Here is a 25,823-nt window from a genome sequence, read left to right as displayed (position 1 = left end):
CGTCTCGACGCCCCCTGAAGTTACAGCCCGTTCTCCGCGGCCCAGCGGCGCAACTCGGCGACGGCCTCGTCGTGGTCGAGCGGCCCGCGGTCCAGGCGCAGCTCCTTCAGGTGCTTCCACGCCTTGCCGACCATCGGGCCGGGCGGCAGGCCGAGGATCTTCATGATCTCGTTGCCGTCCAGGTCGGGCCGCACCTTGGCGAGGTCCTCCTCGGCCTGGATGCGCGCGATCCGCTCCTCGAGCTCGTCGTAGGTGCGCTGCAACGCGGCCGCCTTGCGCTTGTTGCGGGTCGTGCAGTCGGCGCGGACCAGCTTGTGCAGCCGCGGCAGCAGCTCACCGGCGTCGGTCACGTACCGGCGCACGGCCGAGTCGGTCCACTCGCCCTTGCCGTAGCCGTGGAACCGCAGGTGGAGGAACACCAGCTGGCCGACGTCCTCGATGATCTGCTTCGGGTACTTGAGGGCGCGCAAACGCTTGCGGGCCATCTTGGCGCCGACCACCTCGTGGTGGTGGAAGCTCACCCCGCCGCCCGGCTCGAACCGGCGGGTGGCCGGCTTGCCGATGTCGTGCAGCAGCGCGGCCAGCCGCAGCACGAGGTCCGGCTCGGCGTCCGGGTCGTCCCGGCGTTCCAGCGCGATCGCCTGCTCCAGCACGGTCAGCGAGTGCTGGTAGACGTCCTTGTGCTGGTGGTGCTCGTCGATGGCCAGCCGCATACCGGGCACCTCGGGCAGGACGTGCTCCGCGAGCCCGGCGTCCACCATCAGCTCCAGCCCGCGCCGCGGGAACCGGCCGAGCATCAGCTTCGACAGCTCGGCCTGCACCCGCTCGGCGGTGATGCGCTGGATCTCGCCGGCCATCTCGGTCATGGCGGTGACCACGCGCGGCGCCGGATCGAACCCGAGCTGGGCGGCGAACCGCGCGGCCCGGAGCATGCGCAGCGGGTCGTCGGCGAAGGACTCCTCCGGGGTCGCGGGGGTGTCCAGCACCTTCCGGCGCAACGCATCCATGCCGCCGTGGGGGTCGACGAACTGCTTGGTCGACAAGTCGATCGCCATCGCGTTGACCGTGAAGTCGCGGCGCTTGAGGTCACCCTCGATCGAATCCCCGAAGGTCACCTCGGGATTGCGGCTGACCCGGTCGTAGACGTCCGCGCGGAACGTGGTGATCTCCAGCGTCGAGCCGCGCTTGGTGACGCCGACGGTGCCGAAGGCGATCCCCGCCTCCCACACCCCGTCGGCCCAGCCGCGGACGATCTTCAGGATCTGCTCCGGGCGCGCGTCGGTGGTGAAGTCGAGGTCGGCGGACAGGCGGCCGAGCAGCGCGTCCCGCACGCTGCCACCCACCAGGTACAGCCGGTGCCCGGCCTTCGCGAACAGCCCGGCCAGCTCGTCGGCCAGCGGCGAGATCCGCATCAGCTCGGTCACCGCGTTCCGCTTCGCGGTCAGTTCGTTCACCGGGATCGAACCGCCTCGGGGGTGGACTCAACCATGACAGACACGAGGAACCAGCCTACCCATCGACCAGGAGTGAACAGTCAACTACGCAGTAGCGGCCGGAATCGGCAGCCACGCACTAGCATCGCAGCATGTCTGGATCGGCCGGTCGCTCCGGCGGCGGTAAGCCGCGACGCCGGTCGCGACGCCGCCGCGGCCGGCGGATGACGACCTCCGTGGAGACCTCCGCCGGCGGTCTGGTGGTCGACCCCGCCCGGGAGAACGCGGTGCTCATCGGCAGGCTGGACCGCCACGGCAAGCTGCTGTGGTCGCTGCCGAAGGGCCACATCGAGGACGGCGAGACGATCGAGCAGACTGCGGTGCGCGAGGTGAAGGAGGAGACCGGGATCTCCGCGGACGTGCTGCGGCCGCTGGGCACCATCGACTACTGGTTCGTGGCCGAACGACGCCGGGTGCACAAGACGGTGCATCATTTCCTCCTGGAAGCCACCGGCGGCGAGCTGTCCGACGAGGACTCGGAGGTCACCGAGGTGGCCTGGGTGCCGATCGCCGATCTGGAGACCCGGCTCGCCTACACCGACGAGCGGTCCCTGGTGCGCAAGGCGCGGGAGCTGTTCGACGACGACACGCGAGCGACAGAAGGAGCGTCGGAGTGAAGCGGTTCGCCGCCACCGGGTTGGTTGCGTTCCTCCTCGCGATGTTCGTCCCGGTCACGGGGAGTGCCCAGACCGAGGCACCCAGTCGGCTCCGGCTGGACGTGGCGCAGGTCAACCCGCGCGTGATCACCATGAACTCGGTGACGCTCAACGTCACCGGCACCGTCACCAACGTGGGCGACCGGCGGATCAGCGACCTGCAGGTCCGGCTCGAGCTGGGCGAGCGGCTCACCACCGAGCGCCAGGTGCGCACCGCGATGAGCGGCGCGGCCGCGGCCGCCGCGTCGAGCACCGACTGGGTGGACGTCGAGCCCGCGACGCTGGATCCGGGGGAGAGCGCCCAGCTCAGCGTCACCGTCCGGCTCGACGGCACGCGCGGCAACCTGCGGGTGAACAGCGCGGGCCTGTACCCGCTGCTGGTCAACGTCAACGGCACCCCGGCCTACGGCGGCGCGGCCCGGCTGGCGTCGATGAGCATGCTGCTGCCCGTCCTGTCCGCGCCGGGCAAGAGCGCGACCGGCCAGAACAGCTCGCCGGCCCCGTTCACGATGCTGTGGCCGATCGCCGACACCCGGCCGCGGATCGTGGCCGCGCCGCTGGGGGGCACCGCGGTGCTGTCCGACGACGTCCTGGCGACCGAGCTGCGTCCCGGCGGGCGGCTGTACGGGCTGGTCGAGTCGGCGGCCGCGGTCCGCGACGACCCCCAGCTCAGCCGCGCGCTCTGCTACGCCATCGACCCCGACCTGCTCGACACCGTGGACGCGATGTCCCGCGGATACCAGGTCCGCACCGGGACCGGGACCGTCGGCGGAACGGGCGCGGAGGCCGCGAAGACGTGGCTGCGGTCGCTGCGGGAGCTGATCACCGGGCAGTGCGTGGTCCAGCTGCCCTACGCCGACGCCGATCTGACCGCGCTGACCAAGGTCCGCGGCGGTGACCTGCTGCCGTTCGCGCTGGACACCGGCGCCCGGGTGCAGGAGCTGCTCGGCGTGACGCCGCAGAACGGCGTGCTGTGGGCCGACGGCGCGCTGGACCAGAGCACGCTGACCGCGCTGAGCGCGGCCGGCGTGCGCACCCTGATCACCGACCCGGTCGACTCGTCGACCGGCAGCCAGTCGTCCGGCGCGGTCACGCTGGACGGCACCGCGCTGCGCGCCCAGCAGGTCGACTCGCTGGTCCTGTCCGGGCTGGCCGGCACGTCCGGCAGCACCGAGGTGACCGCCGCCACGCCGGTGGACGACCCGGACATCGCGACCCAGAACGGCCTGGCCGCGCTCGCCTTCCGCGGCGGGCTCGCCGGTGGCACGTCCCGCCCGGTGCTGGTCGCGCCGCCCCGCCGGTGGACGGCGACGCAGGACGAGCTGACCGGTTTCCTGCGCAACGTCGGCGACTTCGTGGACCGGAACATGCTGGCCCCGCAGCCGCTGCCCGCGCTGCTGGCGACCGCGAGCACGGGCAGTGCCCGGATGAGCTACGACTCCGAAGACCTCGCCACCGCGACCCCGACGTCGGTCACCGACGAGATGTCCTCGATCGAGACCACGATGACCGACCTGCAGGGCGCGATGCAGATCGACCCGGCCGCCCAGGTGGAGCCGGCCGAGCTGGCCGGGCTGGTGCGGTTCGCGCTGGTCCGCAGCACGTCGGGGGCCTGGCGCGCGTGGCAGGGCGCCGCGGAGGCCTCGGCCGCCGACGCCCGCGCCGAGCTGGACGGCCTGCTCGGCCGCGTCACGGTGGACACCCCGCCGGTGCCGATCTCGATGGCGTCCGGGTCGGCGCCGCTGCCGGTGTCGTTCAACAACCGGCTGCCGGTGCAGATCGCGGTGCGGATCCAGCTGAGCAACACGCCCGGCCTGCGCGTCGAGCAGGTGCCGGACCGCCTGGTGCCGGCCGGCCTCGGCGGCAGCGAGCGGATCCCGGCGGAGGCCCTGCGCGCCGGTGTGTTCAACCTGACCGTCTCGCTGACCACCCCCGGCGGCACGCCGCTGGGCAACCCGGCGCGCTTCGAGCTGCGGTCCAACGAGTACGGCGTGGTCACGCTGGTCCTCACCATCGCCGGCGCCGCGGCCCTGGTGCTGCTCTCCGCGCGGCAGATCTACCGTCGCGTCCGGGCCCGCAAGGCCTGACCGACTACTCTGGGGCACCAGAACCGGACCGGCGAGGATTGGGCGCGCGTTGGACAGAGACCCGGGGTGGCCACCCGAGCGTCCCGCCGACCGCGGACCACGGCGCCCGCCGCCGGATCGCGCTCGGCAGGAGCAGACCCGCCGGATCCCGCCTGCGGCGAAGGGCAAGCCACGGCCCCCGCAGGTGAACCGCCAGCAGGGCCAGCTGCCACCGCCGCAGCCGCCGCAGCCGCCACGCCGTCAGCCACCGCCGCCGGATCGCAGGCAACCGCCGCCGACCGGCCGCCAGGCCCCGCCCGACCGCCGCCAGCCGGTGCGGCCGTGGCGTCAGGAGCGGCCGCGCCACCAGGACAGCATGCCGTTCGGTGCGCCGCCGTTGCCGCCGAACGACCCGGACGCGACCATGCTGATCCCGCGGATCAGCGGCGTGCAGGGCGGCAACCGCTGGCCGGTGGCAGACCCGGACGTGCTGCGCCCGTACGACGCGCTCGCGACGCGGATGATGCCGCGGATCTCGACCTCGCCGTCGACGTCGTTCGGCGAGGGGCCGGGGCTCGACGCCACCGGGTTCATCCCGCCGGTCGAGGCGCCGGAGAAGCCGGCCGCGCCGTCGCTGGCGAGGTCCAGCAGCCGGATCGCGATCGCGTCGCTGATCAGCCGGATCACCGGGTTCTTCTGGAAGATCATGCTGGTCTGGGCGGTCGGCACCAGCGTGGTGAACGACTCGTTCAACATCGCCAACACGCTGCCCAACATCGTCTTCGAGCTGCTGCTCGGCGGCGTGCTGAGCAGTGTCGTGGTGCCGCTGCTGGTGCGGTCGCAGGACGACAAGGACGGCGGTCTGGCCTACACGCAGCGGATGCTGACCGTGGCGTTCGTGCTGCTGGTGATCGGCACGATCGTCGCGGTGGCCGCCGCGCCGTGGCTGACCTCGCTGTACCTGGACGGCGACCCGGGCAAGACCAGCTCCGAGCTGACCACGGCGTTCGCGCGGCTGCTGCTGCCGGAGATCCTGTTCTACGGCCTGTTCGCGCTGCTGTCGGCGATCCTCAACGCCAAGCAGATCTTCGGGCCGCCGGCCTGGGCGCCGGTGGTGAACAACCTGGTCGTGATCTTCACGCTGGCCGTGTTCATGCTCACCCCGGGTGAGATCACCTGGAACCCGGTCGAGATGAGCCAGCCGAAGCTGCTGCTGCTGGGCATCGGCGTGACCATGGGCATCGTCGTGCAGGCCGTCATGCTGGTGCCGCCACTGCTGCGCACCGGGTTCCGGTTCAAGTGGCGCTGGGGCATCGACAAGCGCATGAAGGAGTTCGGCGGGCTCGCGCTGTGGATCCTCGGTTACGTCGCGGTCAGCCAGATCGGCTTCACCGTCAACACCCGCGTGCTGACCAGCGGTGACCCGGGCGGTGTGACGATCTACTCCAACGCCTGGCTGCTGTTCCAGCTGCCGTACGGCGTCATCGGCGTCTCGCTGCTGACCGCGATCATGCCGCGGCTGTCGCGCAACGCCGCCGACGGCGACACCCGCAAGGTGGTCGCCGACCTGTCCTACGCCTCCCGCATCTCCACGGTGATGCTCGTGCCGATCGCCGCGGTGATGTCGGTGATCGGCACCTCGGTCGGTGTCGCGTTGTTCAGCGGCGGGGAGAACTCGACCGCGGACGCGTCGCGGCTGGGCGAGGCGCTGGCCATCTCGGCGTTCGGCCTGCTGCCGTACGCGCTGGTCATGCTGCAGCTGCGGGTGTTCTACGCGATGAAGGACGCCCGCACGCCGACGCTGATCATGGTCGTGATGACCCTGGTCAAGATCCCGCTGCTGTACCTGTGCCCGGTGCTGCTGTCGGACCAGAACATCGTGCTCGGCGCGATGATGGTGAACTCGCTGACGTTCGTGGTCGGCGCGATCATGGGCCAGGTCTGGCTGTGGGTGAGCCTGGGCAACCTGCGCAGCAGGCGCGTGCTCGGGGTCATCCTGTTCACCGTCGTGGCCAGCGGGCTGGGCGTGCTGGCCGCGATCGCGGTCGGCTGGGTGGTCCCGGACCTCGGCGAGCGGCTGACCGCGTGGATCAAGCTGATCCTGCAGGGCATCGTCGGCCTGGGTGTGTCGTTCGGCGTACTCGCGCTGCTCAAGGTGGACGAGCTGGCGCCGGCCACGAAGAGAATCACCCGTTTGATCAAGCGCGGGTAACGAACCACTCACGGATAACCCTGTCTCACCCCACGTGTTCACGTACCCTCGATCTCAGACGCGGGAGAGAGAGCGTGGGGTGAACGAGAAGCGGAGCGAGCAGTCCGGTCCGATCCGGACGGGCGTCCGCGCGAGGGGAGGCTCCCTCGCGCCGGGCAGCGTCGTCGGAGACGGCCGGTACCGGTTGCTCGCCCAGTTCGGCATCGACGAGCGGGCGGGCGCCCACCTGTGGCGTGCGCGGGACGGCCAGCTGCGGCGGGACGTCGCGCTGACGCTGCTCGTCGGCGACCCCGCGGACGCCGAAGCCGCACGTCAGGCCCGCAAGACGCTCGAGCGCGCCACGCACGCGGCCAAGTTCAACCACGAAGCGGTCGCCCGCGTGCTCGACGTACTCACCCTCGGCAACGGCATCACCTCCGGTGAGGGCCTGCTGGGCGTGGTGGTCACCGAGTGGACCAAGGGCACCGACCTGATCGACCTGGTCGCCGACCGGCCGGTCCAGCCGCTCGCCGCGGCGCGGATGGTGCAGCGGCTCGCCGAGGCCGTGGAGCGGGCCCACCACTCCGGTCTCGTGCTCGGCCTGGACCACCCGCAGCGCCTGCGCCTGACCACCGAGGGCTCGCTGCGCCTGGCCTTCCCCGGCCCGCTGCCGGACGCGACGCTGCGCGACGACGTGAAGGCCATCGGCGGCATCCTGTACCTGCTGCTCACCGGTCGCTGGCCGCTGCCCGGCGGGCCGGCCGCGATCCCGGCCGCGCCGCACGCCCCGAACGGGCGCCTGGTGCCGCCGCGCTCGCTGCAGCCGTCGGTGCCGCAGGAGCTGTCGTCGCTGGCGGTGCGCACCGTCGAGGACGGCGGCCCGGGCGGCATCCGCACCAGCGTGGCGATCGTGCGCGCGCTGGAGATGGCCGCCGAGGCCGAGGAGCGGACCCAGCTGATCAAGGCCCAGATGGAGGCCGACGGCGACGGCACGATCTGGACGACGAAGAAGCCGGTCAAGGACCGCGCGCGGCGGCGCAAGCTCGCGCTCGGCGTCACCGTGCTGGTCGTCGCGGCGGTCGCCATCCTGGCCTGGCTCGGCATGCTGGCGATCAGCTTCTTCCAGGACGACCCCAGCTCGGGCGGGCCGCCGATCAACGTGGCGAACCCGACCCCGACGGCGTCCGCGTCGGCGCCGGTCAACCCGTCGCCGAACCCGCCCCCGTCGACCGGTGGGCAGGCGCAGATCGGCGCTGCGGTCGGGCCGGAGAGCGTGACGGTCTACAACCCGGACGGCAACGGCGACAACACCAGCCGCGCCCGCAACACCGTGGACGGCGACCCGGGCACGATCTGGCGGACCGACCAGTACCGGCAGCAGTTCCCGGCCATCAAGGAGGGCGTCGGGCTGCTCGCGAGCTTCGACAAGCCGATCAACCTGGCGAAGATCACGGTGGCCGCGGACAGCCCGGGCACCTCGATCGAGGTCCGGGTGGCCGACTCGCGCAACCCGGAGCTGGCCGACACCCGGGTGGTCGGCACGGCCACGCTGAACGGGCAGACCACCGACATCACTCTTCCGCAGCCCCAGCAGGCGCAGTACGTGATCATCTGGATCACTCAGCTGAGTGACACGGACAAGGGCTACCAGTCCCAGATAGGCGAATTGACCTTCCTGCCCGCCCAGTAGTGTGCTGCGGGTGACCGCAGCTGCACCAACGGACGCCGACCTCATCGCGGCGCACGCGTCGGGCGACCCGCACGCGTTCAGCGAACTGGTCCGGCGGCATCGGGACCGCATGTGGGCGGTGGCTCTGCGCACCCTGCGCGACCCCGAGGAAGCCGCCGACGCCCTCCAGGACGCCTTCATCTCCGCCTTCCGCGCCGCCGCGAACTTCCGCGCCGAATCCCAGGTCACCACCTGGTTGCACCGGATCGTGGTGAACGCGTGCCTGGACCGGGTCCGGCGCAGGCAGGCCCGCCCGACGGTGCCACTGCCCGAGACCGGCGTGAACGAACCGGCGACCCCGCGCGACTCGATGGCCGACCGGGAGACCCGGCTGGTCATCAAGGAGGCGCTGGCGCAGCTGCCGGAGGACCAGCGGATGCCGATCGTGCTGGTCGACGTCGAGGGGTACTCGGTCAGCGAGACCGCGCGGATGCTCGGGATCGCGGAGGGCACGGTGAAGAGCCGGTGCGCCCGGGGCCGCGCCAAACTCGCCAAAGTTCTCGGCCATCTCCGGAACCCGGATGCAATAGCGAACGTCCCAACTTCCGAAAGCAAACGGGAGCGCGGCGGCCGGTCTGGGGCACAGCGCGAGAGGGAGGGACGATGACGGACGAGAGTCGGGGGATCGAGGCCGCCGGCCCGCCCTGGTCTGTCGACCTGCTCGCGGACCTGCACGCCGGCGTCCTGGACGACGACGAAGCCGCCCGGTTGTGGCCGCGGGTGCAGGCCGATCCCGAGGCGCGCGCGATCATCGAGGCACTGGAGGCGACCACCGCCGACCTGGCCGGCTTGAGCGCGGACGTCCCGCCGATGCCCGCGGAGTACGCCGCCCGCCTGGACGCGGCGATCGCCGAGGAGGCCCGGCGGGCGTTCCCGCAGCAGCAGTCCGGCGTGGCGCCGGTGGTGAGCCTGGACGCGGCCCGCCGTCGCCGCAACAAGCGCATCGGCTGGATCAGCGGGGTGGTGGCCGTGGCCGCCGCCGCGGTGGCCGCCGTCGCGATCGCCATCCCGAGCGGCACCTCGCCGTCCCCGGGCGGCAACGTGGCCGCGCCGCCGCCGGGCCAGAGCGCCGCGCAACCGCCGCTGAACCTGCGCAGCGACCAGACCGCGAGCGCGGTCGGCCAGCTGCAGGGCACCTTCGACTACGGGCCGCTGGGCAACGCCGACGCGCTGCAGGCGTGCCTGACCGCCGCGGGCTTCGCCGACACCGCCAAGCCGATCGGGGTCCGCCAGGGCTCGATCGACGGGCAGCCGGCCGTGCTGACCCTGCTGACCACCGGTCAGCTGGCGAAGTTCCGGCTGGTCGCGTTCGCCCCGGCCTGCGGCGCGAACGACGCCGGGGTGCTGGTGGACAAGGTGATCGGGTAGGCGCGTTCCACGTCACGGGCGACGCGTGTCACCTCGGGAACACCGGACCCTACGATCGTGTTGAGCCTGGTACGCAGGTCACGACGAGCGGAGGTCTACGGGTGGCAGCGGAAAACGTTCGGAACCTCATCATCGTGGGGTCGGGTCCGGCCGGGTACACGGCCGCGGTGTACGCCGCGCGTGCCCAGCTCGAACCGCTGGTCTTCGAGGGTTCCCAGTTCGGCGGCGCACTGATGACCACCACCGAGGTCGAGAACTACCCCGGTTTCCGGGACGGCATCCAGGGCCCCGACCTGATGGAGGAGATGCGCAAGCAGGCCGAGCGCTTCGGCGCGGAGCTGCGCGCCGAGGACGTGGAGAAGCTCGAGCTGGAGGGCGACGTCAAGTACGTCACCGCCCACGGCACGCGCTACGCGGCCAAGGCCGTCATCCTCGCCATGGGCTCGGCGGCGCGCTACCTGCACGTGCCCGGTGAGCAGGAGCTGCTCGGCCGCGGTGTCTCCGCCTGCGCCACCTGTGACGGCTTCTTCTTCCGCGACCAGGACATCGCCGTCCTCGGCGGTGGCGACTCCGCGATGGAGGAGGCCACCTTCCTGACCAAGTTCGCCCGATCGGTGACGATCGTGCACCGGCGCGAGGAGTTCCGCGCCTCCAAGATCATGCTCGAGCGCGCCCGCGCCAACGAGAAGATCAAGTGGGCGCTGAACAAGCAGGTCGTCGAGGTGCTGGGTGACACCACCGTCGCCGGCCTGAAGCTGGCGGACACGGTCACCGGCGAGGAGTCGGTGCTCGACGTCACCGGCTTCTTCGTCGCGATCGGCCACGACCCGCGCAGCGACCTGGTCAAGGGCCAGGTCGAGCTGGACGCGGAGGGTTACGTCCTGACCAAGGGCCGCACCTCCTACACCAACCTGCCGGGCGTGTTCGCCGCCGGTGACCTGGTCGACCACACCTACCGGCAGGCCATCACCGCTGCCGGCTCGGGCTGCTCCGCGGCCATCGACGCCGAGCGCTGGCTGGCCGAGCACGCCGGCAACCCCGACGCCGAGGTCGCGCCCGAACTGGTGGGCGGCGGCTACGGCTCCGCGAACTGACCGACCGCAAGCCCGTACCGAACTAGGGAGATGAAATGTCCGACACCGTCAAGGTGACCGACCAGTCCTTCGCCGACGACGTGCTGACCAGCGACAAGCCGGTTCTCGTCGACTTCTGGGCGACCTGGTGCGGGCCGTGCAAGATGGTCGCCCCGGTGCTCGAGGAGATCGCCGCCGAGCACAAGGACAAGCTGACCGTCGCGAAGCTGGACATCGACGAGAACCCGGGCACCGCCCGCGACTACCAGGTCATGTCGATCCCGACGCTGATCCTGTTCCAGGGCGGCAAGCCGGTGAAGCAGATCGTCGGCGCCAAGCCGAAGGCCGCGCTCCTGTCGGACCTGTCCGACGTGCTCGCCTGACGCAGGCAACCTCGACCCGGGGGTGAACGTCTTCTGGAGACGGGCCCCCGGGTTTTTCCATGCCACCCGCCCGGATGACGCACCGACCGGCCCTGCGCGGTCACGGAGAGTTCTCAGGGCAGAATGGGTACCCGAGGCTAGCCCGATATCTGTTTGTGCCGCATCGGTTTTCGATCGATGCCCAAGGAAAGAGCGAGGAGTGCATGCGGGTGCTCCGCCGCGGCGACGTCGGGGACGACGTCGCTGAGATCAGGTCGATGCTGGCCTCGATCGGACTGCTCCGGCCGGATGCCGGCAACCTGTTCGACCACGAGGTCGAACGGGCCGTCCGCGGCTTCCAGCAGCGCCGTGGCCTGCTCATCGACGGTGTCGTGGGCCCGGCCACCTACCACGTGCTGCGCGGCGCGACCTTCCACCTGGGCAGCCGCCCGCTGGCCTACCTGATCTCCTCGCCGGTGCACGGCGACGACGTGTTCGCGCTGCAGGACCGGCTGACCGAGCTGGGCTACGACGCGGGCCGCCCCGACGGCGTGTTCGGCCCGAAGACCGAGCAGGCGCTGCGCAGCTTCCAGCGCGACTACGGCCTGGTCATCGACGGCATCTGCGGCCCGGCGACGGTCCGCGCGCTGCGTCAGCTCTCGCCGCGTGCCCGCGGTGGCCGCCCGGTGCTGCTGCGTGAGCAGGAGCAGGTCCGCCAGTCCGGTCCGCGTCTGCGGGGCAAGCGCATCGTCATCGACCCCGGTCACGGCGGCGCCGACGCCGGGGTGGAGATCGGCGGCCTGCGTGAGGCCGACATCGTGTGGGACCTGGCGCGCCGGCTGGAGGGCCGGATGAAGGCCACCGGCATGGAGGCGCTGATCTCGCGCGGCCCGGACCACGGTCCGGCCGAGGCCGAGCGCGCCGCGTTCGCCAACAACGCGGGCGCCGACCTGTTCCTGTCGCTGCACTGCGACAGCAACTCCTCGCCGCACGCGCAGGGCATCGCGTCGTTCCACTGGGGCAACGGGCTGGGCACCACGTCCACCGTGGGTGAGCTGCTGGCCGGCTACCTGCAGCGCGAGGTGGCCGCTCGCACGGGCCTGCTGGACTGCCGGACGCACGCCAAGACCTGGGACATCCTGCGGCTCACCCGGTGCCCGGCGGTGCGGATGGAGATCGGCTACCTGAGCAACCCGGGCGACCGCGCGAAGCTGTCCGACCCGGCGTTCCGCGACATCGTCGCCGAGGGCATCCTGATCGCCGTGAAGCGGCTGTACCTGCTCGGCGAGGGCGACCAGCCGACGGGCACCTTCACCTTCGCCGACGTGCTCGCGCACGAGCTCGCCAAGGCCGAATAGTCACCGACACACAGGGGTTGTCCACAGGAAGCTGTGGACAACCCCTGCCTTGTGGACGGTTTCTGTGGATAACTCGGCTCAAGCGCGCGCGGTACTCGGCTCCGCGGTCGTGATGGTCACCTGGCCCAGGAGCCGTTCGAGGGCCGCTTCGACGTCTTCCTTCCAGGACAGCGCCGAGCGGATCTCCAGGCGCAGCCGGGGCCACTTCGGGTGCGGCCGCACGGTCTTGAACCCGACCGCGGTGAGGAAGTCGGCGGGCACCACACAGGTGTGCCCGAGCAGCTCGTTGTCGGCGTCGTCCGGGCTCGCGTCGCCGAAGGCCTCGATCGCCCGCACCCCGCGGCGCGTCATGTCCTTGGCGACCGCCTGGACGAGCGTGCGACCCAGCCCGCCGCCGCGGAACTCCGGCAGCACCTGGAAGCTCGTCAGCAGCACCGCGTCCGCGCTGGGCGGCGACGTGGGGAACGCGACCGAGCGCGGCACCAGGTTCGGCGGCGCGTACAGCACGAACCCGACGGGCAGCGAGTCGCTGTAGATGATCCGGCCGCAGGAGCCCCACTCCAGCAGCACCGAGGAGACCCAGGCCTCCTTTTCGACCTCGGTCTGGCCGAACTCCTCCGCCTGCGCGCGCAGGTGCGGCGCGAGCTCCCAGTACACGCACCGGCGGCAGTTCTTGGGCAGGTGTTCCAGGTTGTCGAGGGTGACGCCCACGACTCGACGCGACACCTGATCCCCTCCCCGGATTCGCGGCGGCCGGCCTGAGGTGAGGCAGGGCGTGGCGGATCGCCACAGCCTGCTCGGCCGCATCCGAGGATAGGCGCCTGTGACCCACGCCGAAAGGCCGGGAACATCACAAGGACGAGTGGTTACACTCGGGAAACTGACCATCCGACAGAGCGAAGTGCGATGACTGCGAATCCACCCGAGCACACTGGCCGCCGAGACCTCGATCCCCACCTCGCCCGTTACGCCGCCCGCACGGCCGGCATGACGGCGTCGGAGATCCGAGCTCTCTTCGCGGTGGCCAGCCGCCCCGAGGTGGTCTCGCTCGCCGGCGGCATGCCGAACCTCGCCGCGCTCCCGCTGGACAGCCTGTCCTCGCAGGTCGGGGAGATCATCGCGGAGGACGGCCTGGCCGCCCTGCAGTACGGCTCCGCGCAGGGCGTGCCCGTGCTGCGCGAGCAGATCTGCGAGGTCATGGCGCTGGAGGGCATCAACGCGCACTCCGACGACATCGTGGTGACGGTCGGCTCCCAGATGGGCCTGGACATGGTCACCCGGCTGTTCTGCGACCCGGGCGACATCGTGCTGGCCGAGGGCCCCTCCTACGTGGGCGCGCTCGGCTCGTTCGCCGCCTACCAGGCCAAGGTCGTGCACGTCGTGATGGACGACCAGGGGCTGGTGCCGGAGGCGCTGCGGGAGGCCCTCGCGCAGGCCGAGAAGGCCGGCCAGCGGGTCAAGTTCCTGTACACGATCCCGAACTTCCACAACCCGGCCGGCGTCACGCTGGCGGTCGAGCGGCGGGCCGAGATCCTCGCGATCTGCCGGGCCCACGGCGTGCTGGTGGTCGAGGACAACCCGTACGGGCTGCTCGGCTTCGACGGCCAGACCTACCCGGCGCTGCGGTCGCTGGACCCGGACAACGTCGTGTACCTGGGCTCGTTCTCCAAGACGTTCGCCTCCGGCCTGCGGGTGGGCTGGGTCCTGGCGCCGCACGCGGTGCGGGAGAAGCTGGTGCTGGCGGCCGAGTCGGCCACGCTGTGCCCGCCGACGTTCAACCAGCTGATCGTGTCGCGATACCTCGCCACGCACGACTGGCAGGGCCAGATCAAGACCTTCCGCGAGAACTACCGGGAGCGGCGGGACGCGATGCTGTCCGCCCTGGAGCAGCACCTGCCGGCCGGCTGCAGCTGGACGAACCCGGACGGCGGGTTCTACGTGTGGGTGACGGTGCCGGAGGGTGTCGACACCAAGGCGATGCTGCCGCGCGCCGTCACGGCCCGGGTCGCGTACGCGTCCGGGACCGGTTTCTACGCCGACGGTTTCGGCAGCAGGCAGATGCGGTTGTCGTACTGCTACCCGACGCCCGAGCGGATCAAGGAGGGCGTGCGGCGCCTGGCCGCGGTGCTCGAGTCCGAAATGGACCTGGTGCGCACGTTCGGTAACGTCAGCATGCGCGCGATCCCCGGCCCGGAGACGCCGGCGCCGGACACGGCCTGATCGCCGCGCTGCTGAGTCCTATTTAGACTGTTGATTGAGGAGAGTGCCGGCGTGGTTATGCCGACCGTCGCCGTTCTCGCGGGCGGGCTTTCGCATGAGCGCGATGTCTCGCTGCGGTCCGGCCGCAGGCTGTCCGCCGCGCTGCGGGAGCAGGGACTGACCGTCGTGGAGTGGGACACCGACGCGGGCCTGCTCGACCGGCTGCGGTCCGAGCGGCCCGACGCGGCCGTCGTGGCGCTGCACGGTGGTCAGGGGGAGAACGGGTCGGTGCAGACCGTCCTGGAGATGCTGCGGGTGCCGTACGTGGGCACCAGCTCGCACGGGTGCCGCCGGGCGTGGGACAAGCCGACCGCGAAGGCCGTGCTGTCCGCCGCCGGGTACGCGACGCCGGACTGGGTCGTGCTGCCGCACAGCACGTTCCGCGAGCTGGGCGCGCAGGGCGTGCTGGACGCGATCGTCGACCACCTGGGCCTGCCGCTGATCCTCAAGCCCGACCAGGGTGGCTCCGCGCTCGGCGCCCGGGTCGTCCGGGACGCCGCCGAGCTGCCGGCCGCGATGGTCGGGTGCTTCGCCTACGGCGACACCGTGCTGGCCGAGCGGCTGATCGAGGGCGTCGAGGTCGCGGTGGGGGTCGTCCAGCGGGACGGCGAGCCGGAGGCGCTGCCCGCGGTGGAGATCGTGCCGGAGAGCGGTGTCTACGACTACACCTCGCGCTACACGGCCGGGCTGACGGACTTCTTCGCCCCGGCGCGGCTGCCGGAGGAGTCCGCGAAGGCGGTCGGCGAGCTGGCCGTGGCCGCGCACAAGCTGCTCGGGCTGCGGGACATCTCGCGGACCGACGCGATCGTGGCCGCCGATGGCACGGTCCAGTTCCTCGAAGTGAACTCCTCGCCGGGGCTCACCGAGACGTCGACCGTGCCGATGGCGATCGAGACCGCGGGCACGTCGCTCGGGGCGGTGTTCGCCGATCTCGTCGCGCGGGCGATCCGCCGGTCCGCCTGAGGGCTTCCGGAAACCACTGAGGGCCACCTTCCCGAGCGGGAGGTGGCCCTCGGTGTTGTCAGATCAAATCATCACCGTGACGAAACGACCTGGGGTCATTCCTCATCGGTTCTCGGGGCCTGATTTGCCCGATTCGGGTCCATGATCGAGACGATCCGCTCCAGATCGTCGATCGAGCCGAACTCGACGACGATGCGTCCCTTGCGGCGGCCGAGGTCGACTTTGACGCGGGTGTCGAAGGTGTCGGACAGCCGGTTCGCCAGATCCTGGAGACCGGGCGCCTGCATCGGCTTGCGGGGAGCGGCCTTGGGCTTGGCCGGCGCCTCGCTCTTCTTGAGGGTCACCGCCTCTTCGGTCGCGCGGACCGAGAGCCCCTCGGCGACGATGCGGGTCGCCAGCTCCTCCTGCGCCTCGGGGTCTTCGAGGGAGAGCAGGGCGCGGGCGTGCCCGGCGGAGAGGACCCCGGCCGCGACGCGGCGCTGCACGGGGAGGGGGAGCTTGAGGAGCCGGATGGTGTTGGTGATGACCGGGCGGCTGCGGCCGATGCGCGAGGCCAGCTCCTCGTGCGTCACCTCGAACTCGTCGAGCAGCTGCTGGTAGGCGGCCGCCTCTTCGAGCGGGTTCAGCTGGACGCGGTGGATGTTCTCCAGGAGGGCGTCCCGCAGCATCGCCTCGTCGGCGGTCTGCCGGACGATGGCCGGGATGTTCTCCAGCTCGGCCCGCTGGGACGCACGCAGCCGACGCTCGCCCATGACGAGCTCGTACTCACCGCCGCCGAGCTCGCGGACCACGATCGGCTGCATGAGGCCGAACTCGCGGATCGAGTGCTCCAGCTCGGCGAGCGCGTCCTCGTCGAAGACCTGCCGCGGCTGCTTCGGGTTGGGCTTGACCGCGCTGGTCGGGATCTCGCGGTAGACGGCACCGGCCACCTCGCCGCTGGGGACGACCTCGCTGTTGGCGGCGAACCAGTCCTTGTCGCCGTTGCGGGACGGCGTCTCGGGACGGGCCGGGCTGGGGGTGTTCTCGCCGGCGGGCGGTCCGGTCGGGATCAGCGCGGCCAGGCCGCGCCCCAGGCCACCCCTGCGTTCGGTCATAACGTGCCCCTCCTCGATCCGTTGCTGCTGCCGCGCTCGGCCAGCTCACGTGCGGCGTCGACGTAACTCATCGCTCCCCGCGAGCCCGGGTCGTACGCCAGCACGGTCTGCCCGTAGCTGGGCGCCTCGGACACCTTCACGTTGCGGGGGATGACGGTCTTGAGGACGACGTCGCCGAAGTGGTCGCGCACCTCGGCGGTCACCTGGTCGGCCAGCTTGGTGCGGCCGTCGTACATGGTGAGGAGGATCGTGGAGACGGCCAGGGCGGGGTTGAGGTGCTTCTGCACCAGCTCGATGTTGCTGAGCAGCTGGCCGAGGCCTTCGAGCGCGTAGTACTCGCACTGGATCGGGATGAGCACCTCGCGGGCGGCGACCATGGCGTTGACCGTGAGGAGGCCGAGCGAGGGCGGGCAGTCGATGAAGACGTAGTCCATGCCGAGCTGATCGACCACGTCCCCGGCGAGCGCCTCCTTGAGCCGCGATTCGCGGGAGGGCATCTCGACGAGTTCGATCTCGGCACCGGCGAGGTCGATCGTGGCGGGGACGCAGAACAGGTTGGGGGACTGCTCGCTGACGGCCATCGCTTCGCCGAGGGGGAGATCGCCGAGGAGGACGTCGTAGATGGAGGGGGTGCCGGAGCGGTGGTCCACGTTGAGCGCGGTGCTGGCGTTGCCCTGCGGATCGAGGTCGATGACGAGGGTCTTGAGGCCGTGCACCGCGAGGGCCGCGGCGAGGTTGACGGCGCTGGTCGTCTTGCCGACGCCGCCCTTCTGGTTGGCGACGGTCAGGACGCGGCGCTGATCGGGCCGGGGGAGGGAGTTGGGGTCGGGGTGCAGCACGCGGGCGGCGCGCTCGGCCTCTTCGGCAATGGGGGTCCAGTCTGACGCAGGCGGGGTCACCGGCCGAGCCACCTTTCCGCAATCGACGCTGTTGGTTTCACGTGGAACATGGGTCGCATCATGCTGATCTGGCCTTTCCAAGCCATCCTGTCATCCCGCACGGCGCGGGCGACGGGCACTTCGTACGCGCTCCACCCGCACCACGGTCGTCGGCGTTTCGAGCACGCCGACCCCGCACTCAGAGACCGTTGGAGCACCCCCACCGACGCGGGCAACCGCCTTCGCATCACGGGCAACTTCGTCCCGGGCGCTAGCTCCCTTGACTGCGAGCATCATGCCACCCTCCCGGACGAGGGGGAGGCACCAGCCCGCCAAACGCGCGAGGGGAGCCACGGCACGCGAGGTAACGACATCAGCCGCGCCGACGCGCTCCCGCAGCGCCTTCTCTTCGGCCCGCCCACGCACGACGGTGACGTCCAGTTTGATGCTCTCGGCGACTTCGTTCAACCAGTCGGCCCGCCTCGCCATCGGCTCAACGAGAACGAGGTCGAGATCCGGCCGGGCGATCGCGAGCGGCACCCCAGGAAAGCCGGCCCCGGAGCCAACGTCGATGACTCGCACGCCGGAGTCGATGTGTTCCCCGATGACGGCCGAGTTCAGCAGGTGCCGATCCCAGAGCCGCTCAACCTCCCGCGGGCCGATGAGCCCGCGTTGGACCCCGTACCGCTCGAGCATCTCCGCGAACTGGACGGCCTGCCCCAGCCCGTCCCCGAACACTCGCCCCGCCACCTCGGGCACCGGCACCACTCGCCACTCCTCGGGTTTCACGTGAAACGACCAACGCCCCAATTCTCCACGACGGGAACATCAACACGGGGAGGCAGACCACAACTGTGGACGGTTTCACGTGAAACTGCCCCCACCCGCAGCGGTGGTTCCACGTGAAACATCCCGCGCCACCGCCGGGAGCCGGGGGCCAAGGCCGCGCGCGGCTCGCCACCGCCGCACCGTCCGGCGAGGGGGTCCAACGAGGTGAGCCAGCTTCACCGGACGCAATCCTCACGCCTCGGGCATCACCACCCCCGAGCGGCCCCACCGAAGTGGGTCACCTCAGCCAAACGCCAATGCATCCGGAGCTACAACACTGCGCGCCGCTCCCCGCCCCACGGTCGTCGCGAGCGCCGAAGAAGAAGCCGTCGCCGAGCGGGCCGACTTCTCGGCCGCAACGGTCGCACCTCGGGCATCACCAGCCGCGGCCTCGTCTCACCACCCACCGCGACCGCCGCCGCTGCCGCGAGCCTCCCGACCGCGGGGCAAAGAAAAAGGCGGCCCACCGAAGTGGACCGCCTCCTCAACCGGACGCCTGCGCATCCGGCACTGCAACACCGCGCGCGACTCCGCGAGCCACCGTCGTTGCCAGCGCCCAAAGAAGAAGTCGTCACCGGGCGGGCCGACTTCGCGGCCGCAACCCTCACGCCTCGGGCATCACCACCAAGCGGCCCTACCTCACCACCCACCGCGACAGCCGCCGCAGCATCGCCCTCCGGACCGCAGGGCATAGAGAAAGGCGGCCCACCGAAGTGGACCGCCTCCTCGACCGGATCGCTTACGCGTCCGGCATCACCACCACACGCCGCTTGGGTTCTTCGCCCTCGCTTTCGCTCTTGACGCCTCCCACGGCCGCCACCGCGTCGTGCACGACCTTGCGCTCGAACGGGCTCATCGGCTGCAGTCGTACCTTCTCGCCGGTCGCCTTGACCGTCTCGGCCGTCGTGCGGCCCAGCTCGGTCAGCTCGGCACGTCGGCCGGCCCGCCAGCCCGCGATGTCGAGCATCAGCCGGCTCCGGGTGCCGGTCTCCTGCTGCACCGCCAGCCGCGTCAGTTCCTGCAGCGCCTCGAGCACCTGGCCGCGCCCACCGACCAGCTTCTCCAGGTCGTCGCCGCCGTCGATGCTCACGATCGCGCGACCGCTTTCCACGTCGAGATCGATGTCCCCGTCGTAGTCGAGCAGGTCCAGCAGCCGCTCCAGGTAGTCGCCCGCGATGTCGCCCTCGCGAACCAGCAAGTCCTCCGTCGACGACCCCGTCGCCTCCGCAGCGGGCGCCTCGTCGTCAGCGTCGATCGCTTCGACCGTCTCCGCCATCGTCATCTCCTTTCACCGGGCTCCAGCGCTCAGCGGCGCTTCTGCCCCGAGCCCTTCTGTCCTGAGTTCTTGCCGCCCTGCGCCGGCTTCTTGCGCTTCTGCGCCGAGCCGTTCTGCGGGCGTTGCCCCTGCTGCGGGAAGCGGTGCGGCGAGCCGGCCTTCGAGCTCGGCTTGTTCTGCCCGGCGGCCTTGCCGTCACCGGCCGCCGTCTCGTCGTCCGCCTTCTTCTGCTGGACCGGCTTCTGGCCCGGCTTCGGCTTCGCACCTGGGCGCGGCGCCAGCGAGTTGCGCTTCTCGGCCGCCTCGGCCTTCTTCTGCGCCTCTTCCTTGTCGATCCGCGTGTAGACCAGGCGCTGCTGCATCAGGGTCCAGCCGTTGTTCGCCAGCCAGTAGACGAGCAGACCGATCGGGAAGAACGCACCGAACACGAGCACACCGAGCGGGAAGATGTACATCGTCAGCCGCTGCATCATCTGCGTCTGCGGCGTGATCGACTCGGGGTTCAGGTTCTGCCGCTGCGCCGAGTGCCGCGCCGTCAGGTGGGTCAGGATCGCCGCGAGGATCATCAGCGGGATCGCGACCGGCGCGACGTGCCAGTGCCAGCCGCCACCCTGGCCACCCAGCATGGTGGCGTTGTGGATGGCATCGCCGATGTTGACGCCGAACAGCTTCGCGTGAACGTAGGACTCGACGCCCGCCTGGTCGAAGAAGTAGTTCTCCGTCTTCGGGCTGCCGTCCGCGGGCTGGATGGAGAACGCCCGCAGCACCCAGTTCAGACCGATGAACACCGGGATCTGCAGCAGCATCGGCAGGCAGCTGCCCAGCGGGTTGACGCCGTGCTCCTTCTGGAGCTTCTGCATCTCCATCGCCTGGCGCTGGCGGTCGTTCGCGTACTTCTTCTGAATTTTCTTCAGTTCCGGCGCGAACTCCTGCATCTTCTTCATCGACCGGACCTGGTTCACGAACGGCTTGAACATGATGCCGCGAACCGTGAAGGTCAGGAAGATGATCGCCAGGAGCCAGGTGATCGCGTTGTCGGCCCCGAAGACGAACCCGAAGACCTTGTGCCAACACCACAGGATGAAGGACACGGGGTAGTAGATGAAGTCGAGCACTGAGCTACTCCTCGGTTGACAAACCAGGTCTCTGGTGGCGCCACGAGAACACCTCAGGCACCGGATCGCGGCCGGGCATCGTCCACGGGCCGCAGCGCAACAGCCGGCGGAGGGCCAGATAACTGCCCTTCGCGGCGCCGAAACGGGTCAGGGCCTCGACCGCGTACGTGCTGCAGCTGGGGTAGAAGCGGCAGCTCGGCGGGAGGTAGGGCGAGATGAAACGGCGGTAGAACCGCAGCGGGAGCAGCAGGACCTGGGCGACCGGCCCGGGGCGCTCGACCGTCTGCGATGCATCGGTGGTGGCGTCATTCACCGGCGTGGCCCCTCGTTTCCGCGGCCGTTCCCGATCCGCGTGTCGCCGGGCCGTCGGACGGGCGACCCGGGAGCAGGCTCAGCCGTTTCAGCGCCGCGTCCAGATCGGCGCCGAGTTCGGCGCTGGACGCGGTGGCCGCCGGCGGCAGGGCCCTCACGACCAACGAACTGCCGGGCGGCACGGTTCCGAGGCGCTGCAGGACGAGATGCCGCAGGCGCCGGGTCACTCGGTGGCGCACCACCGAGTTGCCCACGGCCTTGCTCACCACAAAACCCGCCCGCGGCGTTCCCGCGGACGGGTCGGTGGACTGCACCGCGTGCACCACGAGGCGACGCCGACCTGCCCGAGCACCCCTGCGCATGACCTCGCGGAAGTCCTCACTGCGCCGCAACCGGGCGGCACGGGGCAGCACGACGCGCCTCGAAGCGGCGCTATCAGGCGGACAGCTTCTCGCGGCCCTTGCGACGGCGGGCCGACAGGATGGCGCGACCGGCACGGGTACGCATCCGCAGCCGGAAGCCATGGGTCCGGGCGCGTCGACGGTTGTTCGGCTGGAAGGTGCGCTTACCCTTGCTCACTGCTTACTCCTGGTCTCGACATACTCGGCGGCAAGCTGGAGCCACCGATCAGCTCGGGGGTGTCTCGAATCGCGCGCATGCGAACAAACCCGTCGCGCGCGGGAGACCTATCGAGAGTACGCACCCCGCTCGAGGGCCCGGCAACCGGCCCCCGGAACCACTCGGGGGGACCGAGTGGCGACGCGGCGTGAAGCATGGAATCCTGGCCCCCACGGTGCCTTGTGGGACGGCACGGGCCTTTGTTAGCGTGTCTCCTCTTGAGTCACCCGTTCGAGGTGCTCGGCGCCGCCGTCGGAAGGTGTGGAGGCTCTGGCTGGCGTAGGTTCGCACCCGCAGGTGGAGTGACTGCGGGCCGCCGTACATTAGTACACAGTTGTGGACAACTCTGTGGATACTTGCTGCGCGCGGTGACCAGGGGGCCCGCGCGATACCGCTCGACGGGGTGAGCCGGCCGCCCGCCTCGGTGATTATCCGCAGGTCGGTGGGGTCTTCTGGGGTGACGAGGGGAGGGGACGAAGTAGGTGTCCGAGCACCAGTTGAATCTGGGCGTGGTCTGGGACCAGGTGGTCCGGGAGCTGTCGGACGGCACTCTGTCGCCGCAGCAGCGCGCCTGGATGCGAGTCACCCGCCCGATCGGCCTGCTCGACGGCACGGCCCTGCTCGCCGCTCCGAGTGACTTCGCCAAGGAAGCGATCGAGCGCGCCCTGCGGGACCCGATCACGCACGCGCTGTCGCGCCGCCTCGGCCGCCCCGTCTCGCTGGCGGTGAAAGTCGACACCGCCGAAGTCAGCCCGCCGCCGCCACCGCCGGCCCCGTACCCGTCACCCGCCCGGGTGGAAACGGCGCCTGTCGCCGCCACCGAGGTGCCGGTGATGCCGCCGAAGATGCCACCGCTCGACGACGGCATGCTGCCGCCGCTGCGCCGGGTGCGCTCCCACCCCCCGGAACCCGTGAAGCCCGTCCTGCCCGAGGACGACGGTGACGAGGAAGTCGACGAAGAGGGCGAGGCACTGGCCGCGGCGCACGAGATCTGGCCGATGTTCTCCGGCCAGCCGAGCGCCGGCCAGCCCTACACCGCCCCGGCCCAGCCGGAGACGTCGAAGACGCGGCTCAACGAGAAGTACACGTTCGACACCTTCGTCATCGGCGCGTCCAACCGCTTCGCGCACGCGGCCGCGTTCGCCGTCGCCGAAGCACCGTCCCGCGCGTACAACCCGCTGTTCATCTGGGGCGAGTCGGGGCTGGGCAAGACGCACCTGCTGCACGCCGTCGGCCACTACGCGCAGCGGCTGTTCCCGGGCATGCGCGTGCGCTACGTCTCGACCGAAGAGTTCACCAACGACTTCATCAACTCGCTGCGCGACGACCGGAAGGTGGCGTTCCAGCGGCGCTACCGGGACATCGACATCCTGCTCGTCGACGACATCCAGTTCCTGGAGGGCAAGGAAGGTACTCAGGAGGAGTTCTTCCACACCTTCAACACGCTGCACAACTCGAACAAGCAGATCGTGGTGTCCTCGGACCGGCCGCCGAAGCGGCTGGAAACCCTGGAGGACCGGCTGCGCACGCGGTTCGAGTGGGGCCTGATCACCGACATCCAGCCGCCCGAGCTGGAGACGCGCATCGCGATCCTCCGCAAGAAGGCGGCGCAGGACCGGCTGGCCGTGCCGGGTGACGTGCTCGAATTCATCGCCTCGCGCGTCGAGGCGAACATCCGGGAGCTCGAAGGCGCGCTCATCCGCGTCACCGCGTTCGCCTCGCTGAACCAGCAGCCGGTGGACGTCAGTCTCGCGGAGATCGTGCTGCGCGACCTGATCCCGGACTCGCAGGCGCCGGAGATCAGCGCGCCGACGATCATGGCGACCACGGCCGAGTTCTTCGACGTGACGGTCGACGACCTGTGCGGCCCCGGCAAGACGAAAGCCCTTGCCACGGCGCGGCAGATCGCGATGTACCTGTGCCGCGAGCTGACGGACATGTCGCTGCCGAAGATCGGGCAGACGTTCGGCGGCCGCGATCACACGACGGTCATGCACGCGGACAAGAAGATCCGCAAGGAGATGGCCGAACGCCGGCGGATCTACGACCAGGTGCAGGAGCTCACCGCGCGCATCAAACAGCGCGCCCGTCAGTAGCCCGCTCCGCGCACACCGCTTCGATCGCCCCGATCGCGCGGGCGATCGGCCACTGCTCCTCGCTCCCGCGCCGGACGCAGCCGACGATGCGCCGCGACGGACGCGGGTTGCCGCGCAACGGAATCCGCACCACCTCGTGCTGCGGTGGCAGGGGAGCGAGCCGCGGGACGAGGCACACCCCCAGCCCGGCGGCGACGAGCGCGGACACCGCGAACCACTCCTTGGCTTCGTGCGCGATGCGCGGCGCGAAACCGGCGGCGGCGCAAGCGACCTGCAGGAGCGCGTACGTGTCGTTGTGGCGCGGTTTCACGATCCACGGTTCACGCGCGGCGTCGGCGAGTTCCACCGCGTCCTGCCGCGTCAGCGGATGCCCTGCGGCGACGAGGAGATCCTGCGGGTCGTCGAGGAGCGGCCACTGCGTGAAGCGGGGGTCGTCGACGGGCGGCGCTTCGGGCGTGGGCAGCACGACGGCGATGTCGGCCGCCTCGGCGAGCAACAACTCGTAGCAGTCAGCGCTTTCCTCTTCTATTACGCGCGCCGTCAGCCGCGGGTGCTCCTGCCGTAGCCGCGTGACCGCCGGACCGAGCAACGCGGCGACCGTCGAGGAGACGCCGCACATGCGCACGGCTCCGACCTCTTCGCCCGCGGTCAGGTCGGCCCGTGCTCGTTCCCATTGCGCGAACAGTGAATCCGCGTGTTCGAGCAACACGACCGCGGCGGGGGTCAACCGGACGCGGCGTCCGTCGCGACGCAGTAGTTCGACGCCGACCTCCTTGGCGAGCAACCGGAGTTGCTGGGAGACCGCCGACGGGGTCAGGTGCAGCGCCTCCGCGGCGGCCGTGACGGTGCCGTACTCGGCCAGTACCCGGAGGACGCTCAGGCGCCGGAGGTCGATCATGTAGTGGAGGCTAAAGAGTTCCGTGCGCGAAGTCTCGATGGATCTTCACCGGATCCACGCCAAGACTCGGAAGGCATGGGAGCCGCACTTCTCGTCCTCGGCAGCGTCGTCAGCGTGCAGACCGGGCAGGCGTTCGGGAAGCAGCTCTTCGCCGTCGCCGGCCCCGGCGGGGTGGTCGCCTTGCGGCTCTCCTTCGCCGCGCTCGTCCTGCTGGCCATCCACCGCCCGGCGTTGCCGTCGCGCCGGAACATGCCGCCGGTGCTGGGTTTCGGCGTGGCCATCGCCGGGATGAACCTGATCTACCCGGCGCTGGGTTTCCTGCCGCTGGGCGTGGCGAGCGCGTTGCAGTTGCTCGGTCCGCTCGGGGTCGCGGTGGCGACGGCGCGGCGTGCGCGCGATGTCGGTTTCGCTGTGGTCGCCGCCTTCGGGGTGTGGCTGTTCCATTCGCCGTCCGGGACGACGCTTCCGGCGGCGGGAGTCGCGCTCGCTCTGTTGTCCGCCGTGTCGATGGGCGGATACCTGGTGCTGAGCCGGAAGGTCGGCGCGAGTGTCCCGGATGGATCGATCCTCGCGCTCGCGGTGACGGTGGCCGCGATCCTCGCGCTGCCCTTCGGCGTGACCGCGCCGGTGTGGCGACCTTCCTTGCTGTTGGCGGGATTCGGCGTCGCGGTGCTGTCGGCCGTGATCCCGTACTCGCTCGATCTCGCCGCGCTGCGCCGGGTTCCACCGCGCACGGTCGCGGTGCTGGAGAGCCTCGAAGCGGCGGTGGCCGGAGTGGCCGGCGCGCTCGTGCTCGGCGAGCGGCTGCCGTTCGCCGCGTGGGCCGGAATCGCTTGTGTGACAGCGAGTGCGGCCGCGGCGGGCCGCGCTGCGACGCGGAATCTGTGATCCCCGTAACGAGAACGCATCGATCGCCGCGACCCCGGTCACCCACTGGGTGGGTTCTGCGGCGACCGCGTCTGTGCGCGGCCATGGGGACGAACATCCCCACAACTGGGGACAGTCTGTGGACAGCTGGGGACAACTGTGGATCATCTGGGGAGCGCCCGAAGTTGTCCACGGACCGCCCGAGTTGTCCACCGGAAGTACTCCACAGCTGTCCACACCCCGCCGCGCGAGCGGACCTGCGACAACGGCAGTAGTCCCCAGAATCCACAGCCCCTATTACTGTCACTGCCCTTGGTTTTTTC

Annotated in this window: 24 protein-coding genes; 13 read left to right on the top strand and 11 right to left on the bottom strand. The window is 70.7% G+C overall.

Annotated features, from left to right (window positions below):
- Positions 1 to 20: 20 nt before the first annotated feature.
- Positions 21 to 1,454, bottom strand: a complete 1,434-nt coding sequence (locus D0D15_RS02610; protein ID WP_115944202.1) for a CCA tRNA nucleotidyltransferase — start codon at positions 1,452 to 1,454, stop codon at positions 21 to 23.
- Positions 1,455 to 1,585: 131 nt separating this feature from the next.
- On the opposite strand from D0D15_RS02610, the gene D0D15_RS02605 reads away from it, so the two are divergent.
- From D0D15_RS02605 to D0D15_RS02565, 9 genes are all read left to right on the top strand, one after another.
- Positions 1,586 to 2,110 carry an NUDIX hydrolase gene (locus tag D0D15_RS02605; RefSeq protein WP_162830491.1) on the top strand — a complete coding sequence of 175 codons (525 nt, stop codon included), beginning with the start codon at positions 1,586 to 1,588 and terminating at the stop codon, positions 2,108 to 2,110.
- On the top strand, positions 2,107 to 4,236 hold the full coding sequence (locus tag D0D15_RS02600; RefSeq protein WP_115944201.1) for a DUF6049 family protein: 2,130 nt from the start codon (positions 2,107 to 2,109) through the stop codon (positions 4,234 to 4,236). The genes D0D15_RS02605 and D0D15_RS02600 overlap by 4 nt, the downstream gene beginning before the upstream one ends.
- A 355-nt stretch (positions 4,237 to 4,591) precedes the next feature.
- On the top strand, positions 4,592 to 6,427 hold the full coding sequence (gene murJ, locus D0D15_RS02595; protein ID WP_094003308.1) for a murein biosynthesis integral membrane protein MurJ: 1,836 nt from the start codon (positions 4,592 to 4,594) through the stop codon (positions 6,425 to 6,427).
- Positions 6,428 to 6,506: 79 nt separating this feature from the next.
- On the top strand, positions 6,507 to 8,096 hold the full coding sequence (locus tag D0D15_RS02590) for a protein kinase family protein (protein ID WP_115944200.1): 1,590 nt from the start codon (positions 6,507 to 6,509) through the stop codon (positions 8,094 to 8,096).
- Between the two features lie 10 nt (positions 8,097 to 8,106).
- The gene (gene sigM / locus D0D15_RS02585) at positions 8,107 to 8,742 is read left to right on the top strand and encodes an RNA polymerase sigma factor SigM (protein WP_094003369.1); all 636 of its coding nucleotides are present in this window, start codon (positions 8,107 to 8,109) and stop codon (positions 8,740 to 8,742) included.
- The gene (locus tag D0D15_RS02580) at positions 8,739 to 9,503 is read left to right on the top strand and encodes an anti-sigma factor (protein WP_094003310.1); all 765 of its coding nucleotides are present in this window, start codon (positions 8,739 to 8,741) and stop codon (positions 9,501 to 9,503) included. Before sigM ends, D0D15_RS02580 begins: the two co-directional genes overlap by 4 nt.
- Positions 9,504 to 9,604: 101 nt before the next feature.
- Positions 9,605 to 10,597: a thioredoxin-disulfide reductase gene (trxB, locus tag D0D15_RS02575; protein WP_094003311.1), complete on the top strand. Its 993-nt coding sequence runs from the start codon at positions 9,605 to 9,607 to the stop codon at positions 10,595 to 10,597.
- 35 nt (positions 10,598 to 10,632) lie between these two features.
- Positions 10,633 to 10,959 (top strand): thioredoxin, encoded by a 327-nt coding sequence (trxA, locus tag D0D15_RS02570; protein ID WP_094003312.1) that lies wholly within the window; start codon positions 10,633 to 10,635, stop codon positions 10,957 to 10,959.
- Positions 10,960 to 11,162: 203 nt separating this feature from the next.
- Positions 11,163 to 12,296, top strand: coding sequence for an N-acetylmuramoyl-L-alanine amidase (locus D0D15_RS02565; RefSeq protein ID WP_094003313.1), 1,134 nt, complete (start codon positions 11,163 to 11,165; stop codon positions 12,294 to 12,296).
- 78 nt (positions 12,297 to 12,374) lie between these two features.
- On the opposite strand, the gene D0D15_RS02560 is transcribed toward D0D15_RS02565, so the two are convergent.
- Positions 12,375 to 13,022 carry a GNAT family N-acetyltransferase gene (locus tag D0D15_RS02560; RefSeq protein WP_027933192.1) on the bottom strand — a complete coding sequence of 216 codons (648 nt, stop codon included), beginning with the start codon at positions 13,020 to 13,022 and terminating at the stop codon, positions 12,375 to 12,377.
- Between the two features lie 180 nt (positions 13,023 to 13,202).
- Between D0D15_RS02560 and D0D15_RS02555 the strand changes: the two genes are divergently transcribed.
- A complete protein-coding gene (locus D0D15_RS02555; RefSeq protein ID WP_094003314.1) occupies positions 13,203 to 14,516 on the top strand; it encodes an aminotransferase-like domain-containing protein in 1,314 nt (437 codons plus the stop codon).
- 51 nt (positions 14,517 to 14,567) lie between these two features.
- Positions 14,568 to 15,518: a D-alanine--D-alanine ligase family protein gene (locus tag D0D15_RS02550; protein ID WP_115944199.1), complete on the top strand. Its 951-nt coding sequence runs from the start codon at positions 14,568 to 14,570 to the stop codon at positions 15,516 to 15,518.
- A 95-nt stretch (positions 15,519 to 15,613) separates the two neighbouring features.
- On the opposite strand, the gene D0D15_RS02545 is transcribed toward D0D15_RS02550, so the two are convergent.
- The 8 genes from D0D15_RS02545 to rpmH form a co-directional block, all read right to left on the bottom strand.
- Positions 15,614 to 16,612: a ParB/RepB/Spo0J family partition protein gene (locus D0D15_RS02545; protein ID WP_094003316.1), complete on the bottom strand. Its 999-nt coding sequence runs from the start codon at positions 16,610 to 16,612 to the stop codon at positions 15,614 to 15,616.
- A complete protein-coding gene (locus D0D15_RS02540) occupies positions 16,609 to 17,511 on the bottom strand; it encodes a ParA family protein (RefSeq protein ID WP_162830490.1) in 903 nt (300 codons plus the stop codon). The genes D0D15_RS02545 and D0D15_RS02540 overlap by 4 nt, the downstream gene beginning before the upstream one ends.
- 90 nt (positions 17,512 to 17,601) lie before the next feature.
- Positions 17,602 to 18,258, bottom strand: a complete 657-nt coding sequence (rsmG, locus tag D0D15_RS02535; protein ID WP_094003318.1) for a 16S rRNA (guanine(527)-N(7))-methyltransferase RsmG — start codon at positions 18,256 to 18,258, stop codon at positions 17,602 to 17,604.
- Positions 18,259 to 19,057: 799 nt separating this feature from the next.
- The gene (locus D0D15_RS02530) at positions 19,058 to 19,594 is read right to left on the bottom strand and encodes a Jag family protein (protein ID WP_017985942.1); all 537 of its coding nucleotides are present in this window, start codon (positions 19,592 to 19,594) and stop codon (positions 19,058 to 19,060) included.
- A 29-nt stretch (positions 19,595 to 19,623) separates the two neighbouring features.
- Positions 19,624 to 20,709 (bottom strand): membrane protein insertase YidC, encoded by a 1,086-nt coding sequence (gene yidC, locus D0D15_RS02525; RefSeq protein ID WP_094003319.1) that lies wholly within the window; start codon positions 20,707 to 20,709, stop codon positions 19,624 to 19,626.
- A gap of 4 nt (positions 20,710 to 20,713) precedes the next feature.
- A complete protein-coding gene (yidD, locus tag D0D15_RS02520) occupies positions 20,714 to 21,022 on the bottom strand; it encodes a membrane protein insertion efficiency factor YidD (protein WP_094003320.1) in 309 nt (102 codons plus the stop codon).
- Positions 21,015 to 21,434, bottom strand: a complete 420-nt coding sequence (gene rnpA / locus D0D15_RS02515; protein WP_094003321.1) for a ribonuclease P protein component — start codon at positions 21,432 to 21,434, stop codon at positions 21,015 to 21,017. The genes yidD and rnpA overlap by 8 nt, the downstream gene beginning before the upstream one ends.
- 22 nt (positions 21,435 to 21,456) lie before the next feature.
- Complete coding sequence (gene rpmH / locus D0D15_RS02510; RefSeq protein ID WP_017985946.1) at positions 21,457 to 21,600, bottom strand: 50S ribosomal protein L34; 144 nt, start codon at positions 21,598 to 21,600, stop codon at positions 21,457 to 21,459.
- Positions 21,601 to 22,121: 521 nt separating this feature from the next.
- On the opposite strand from rpmH, the gene dnaA reads away from it, so the two are divergent.
- Complete coding sequence (dnaA, locus tag D0D15_RS02505) at positions 22,122 to 23,735, top strand: chromosomal replication initiator protein DnaA (protein ID WP_094003322.1); 1,614 nt, start codon at positions 22,122 to 22,124, stop codon at positions 23,733 to 23,735.
- Here the strand turns inward: dnaA and D0D15_RS02500 are convergent.
- Positions 23,713 to 24,633, bottom strand: a complete 921-nt coding sequence (locus D0D15_RS02500) for a LysR family transcriptional regulator (protein ID WP_094003323.1) — start codon at positions 24,631 to 24,633, stop codon at positions 23,713 to 23,715. The genes dnaA and D0D15_RS02500 overlap by 23 nt on opposite strands.
- Positions 24,634 to 24,708: 75 nt before the next feature.
- Between D0D15_RS02500 and D0D15_RS02495 the strand changes: the two genes are divergently transcribed.
- Positions 24,709 to 25,521 carry an EamA family transporter gene (locus D0D15_RS02495; protein ID WP_094003324.1) on the top strand — a complete coding sequence of 271 codons (813 nt, stop codon included), beginning with the start codon at positions 24,709 to 24,711 and terminating at the stop codon, positions 25,519 to 25,521.
- Positions 25,522 to 25,823: the final 302 nt, after the last annotated feature.

Source organism: Amycolatopsis thermalba, from assembly GCF_003385215.1.
In the GTDB taxonomy this organism is placed as follows: Bacteria; Actinomycetota; Actinomycetes; order Mycobacteriales; family Pseudonocardiaceae; genus Amycolatopsis_E; species Amycolatopsis_E thermalba.
This window is presented reverse-complemented; position numbering and strand designations above follow the sequence as displayed.

What these genes read in the sequence shown, in the direction of transcription:
- D0D15_RS02495 (WP_094003324.1), top strand. Translation starts at nt 24,709, where the DNA reads ATGGGAGCCGCACTTCTCGTCCTCGGCAGCGTCGTCAGCGTGCAGACC.
- D0D15_RS02530 (WP_017985942.1), bottom strand. Translation starts at nt 19,594, where the DNA reads ATGGCGGAGACGGTCGAAGCGATCGACGCTGACGACGAGGCGCCCGCT.
- D0D15_RS02500 (WP_094003323.1), bottom strand. Translation starts at nt 24,633, where the DNA reads ATGATCGACCTCCGGCGCCTGAGCGTCCTCCGGGTACTGGCCGAGTAC.
- D0D15_RS02605 (WP_162830491.1), top strand. Translation starts at nt 1,586, where the DNA reads ATGTCTGGATCGGCCGGTCGCTCCGGCGGCGGTAAGCCGCGACGCCGG.
- D0D15_RS02555 (WP_094003314.1), top strand. Translation starts at nt 13,203, where the DNA reads ATGACTGCGAATCCACCCGAGCACACTGGCCGCCGAGACCTCGATCCC.
- D0D15_RS02565 (WP_094003313.1), top strand. Translation starts at nt 11,163, where the DNA reads ATGCGGGTGCTCCGCCGCGGCGACGTCGGGGACGACGTCGCTGAGATC.
- D0D15_RS02580 (WP_094003310.1), top strand. Translation starts at nt 8,739, where the DNA reads ATGACGGACGAGAGTCGGGGGATCGAGGCCGCCGGCCCGCCCTGGTCT.
- murJ (WP_094003308.1), top strand. Translation starts at nt 4,592, where the DNA reads ATGCCGTTCGGTGCGCCGCCGTTGCCGCCGAACGACCCGGACGCGACC.
- trxA (WP_094003312.1), top strand. Translation starts at nt 10,633, where the DNA reads ATGTCCGACACCGTCAAGGTGACCGACCAGTCCTTCGCCGACGACGTG.
- D0D15_RS02545 (WP_094003316.1), bottom strand. Translation starts at nt 16,612, where the DNA reads ATGACCGAACGCAGGGGTGGCCTGGGGCGCGGCCTGGCCGCGCTGATC.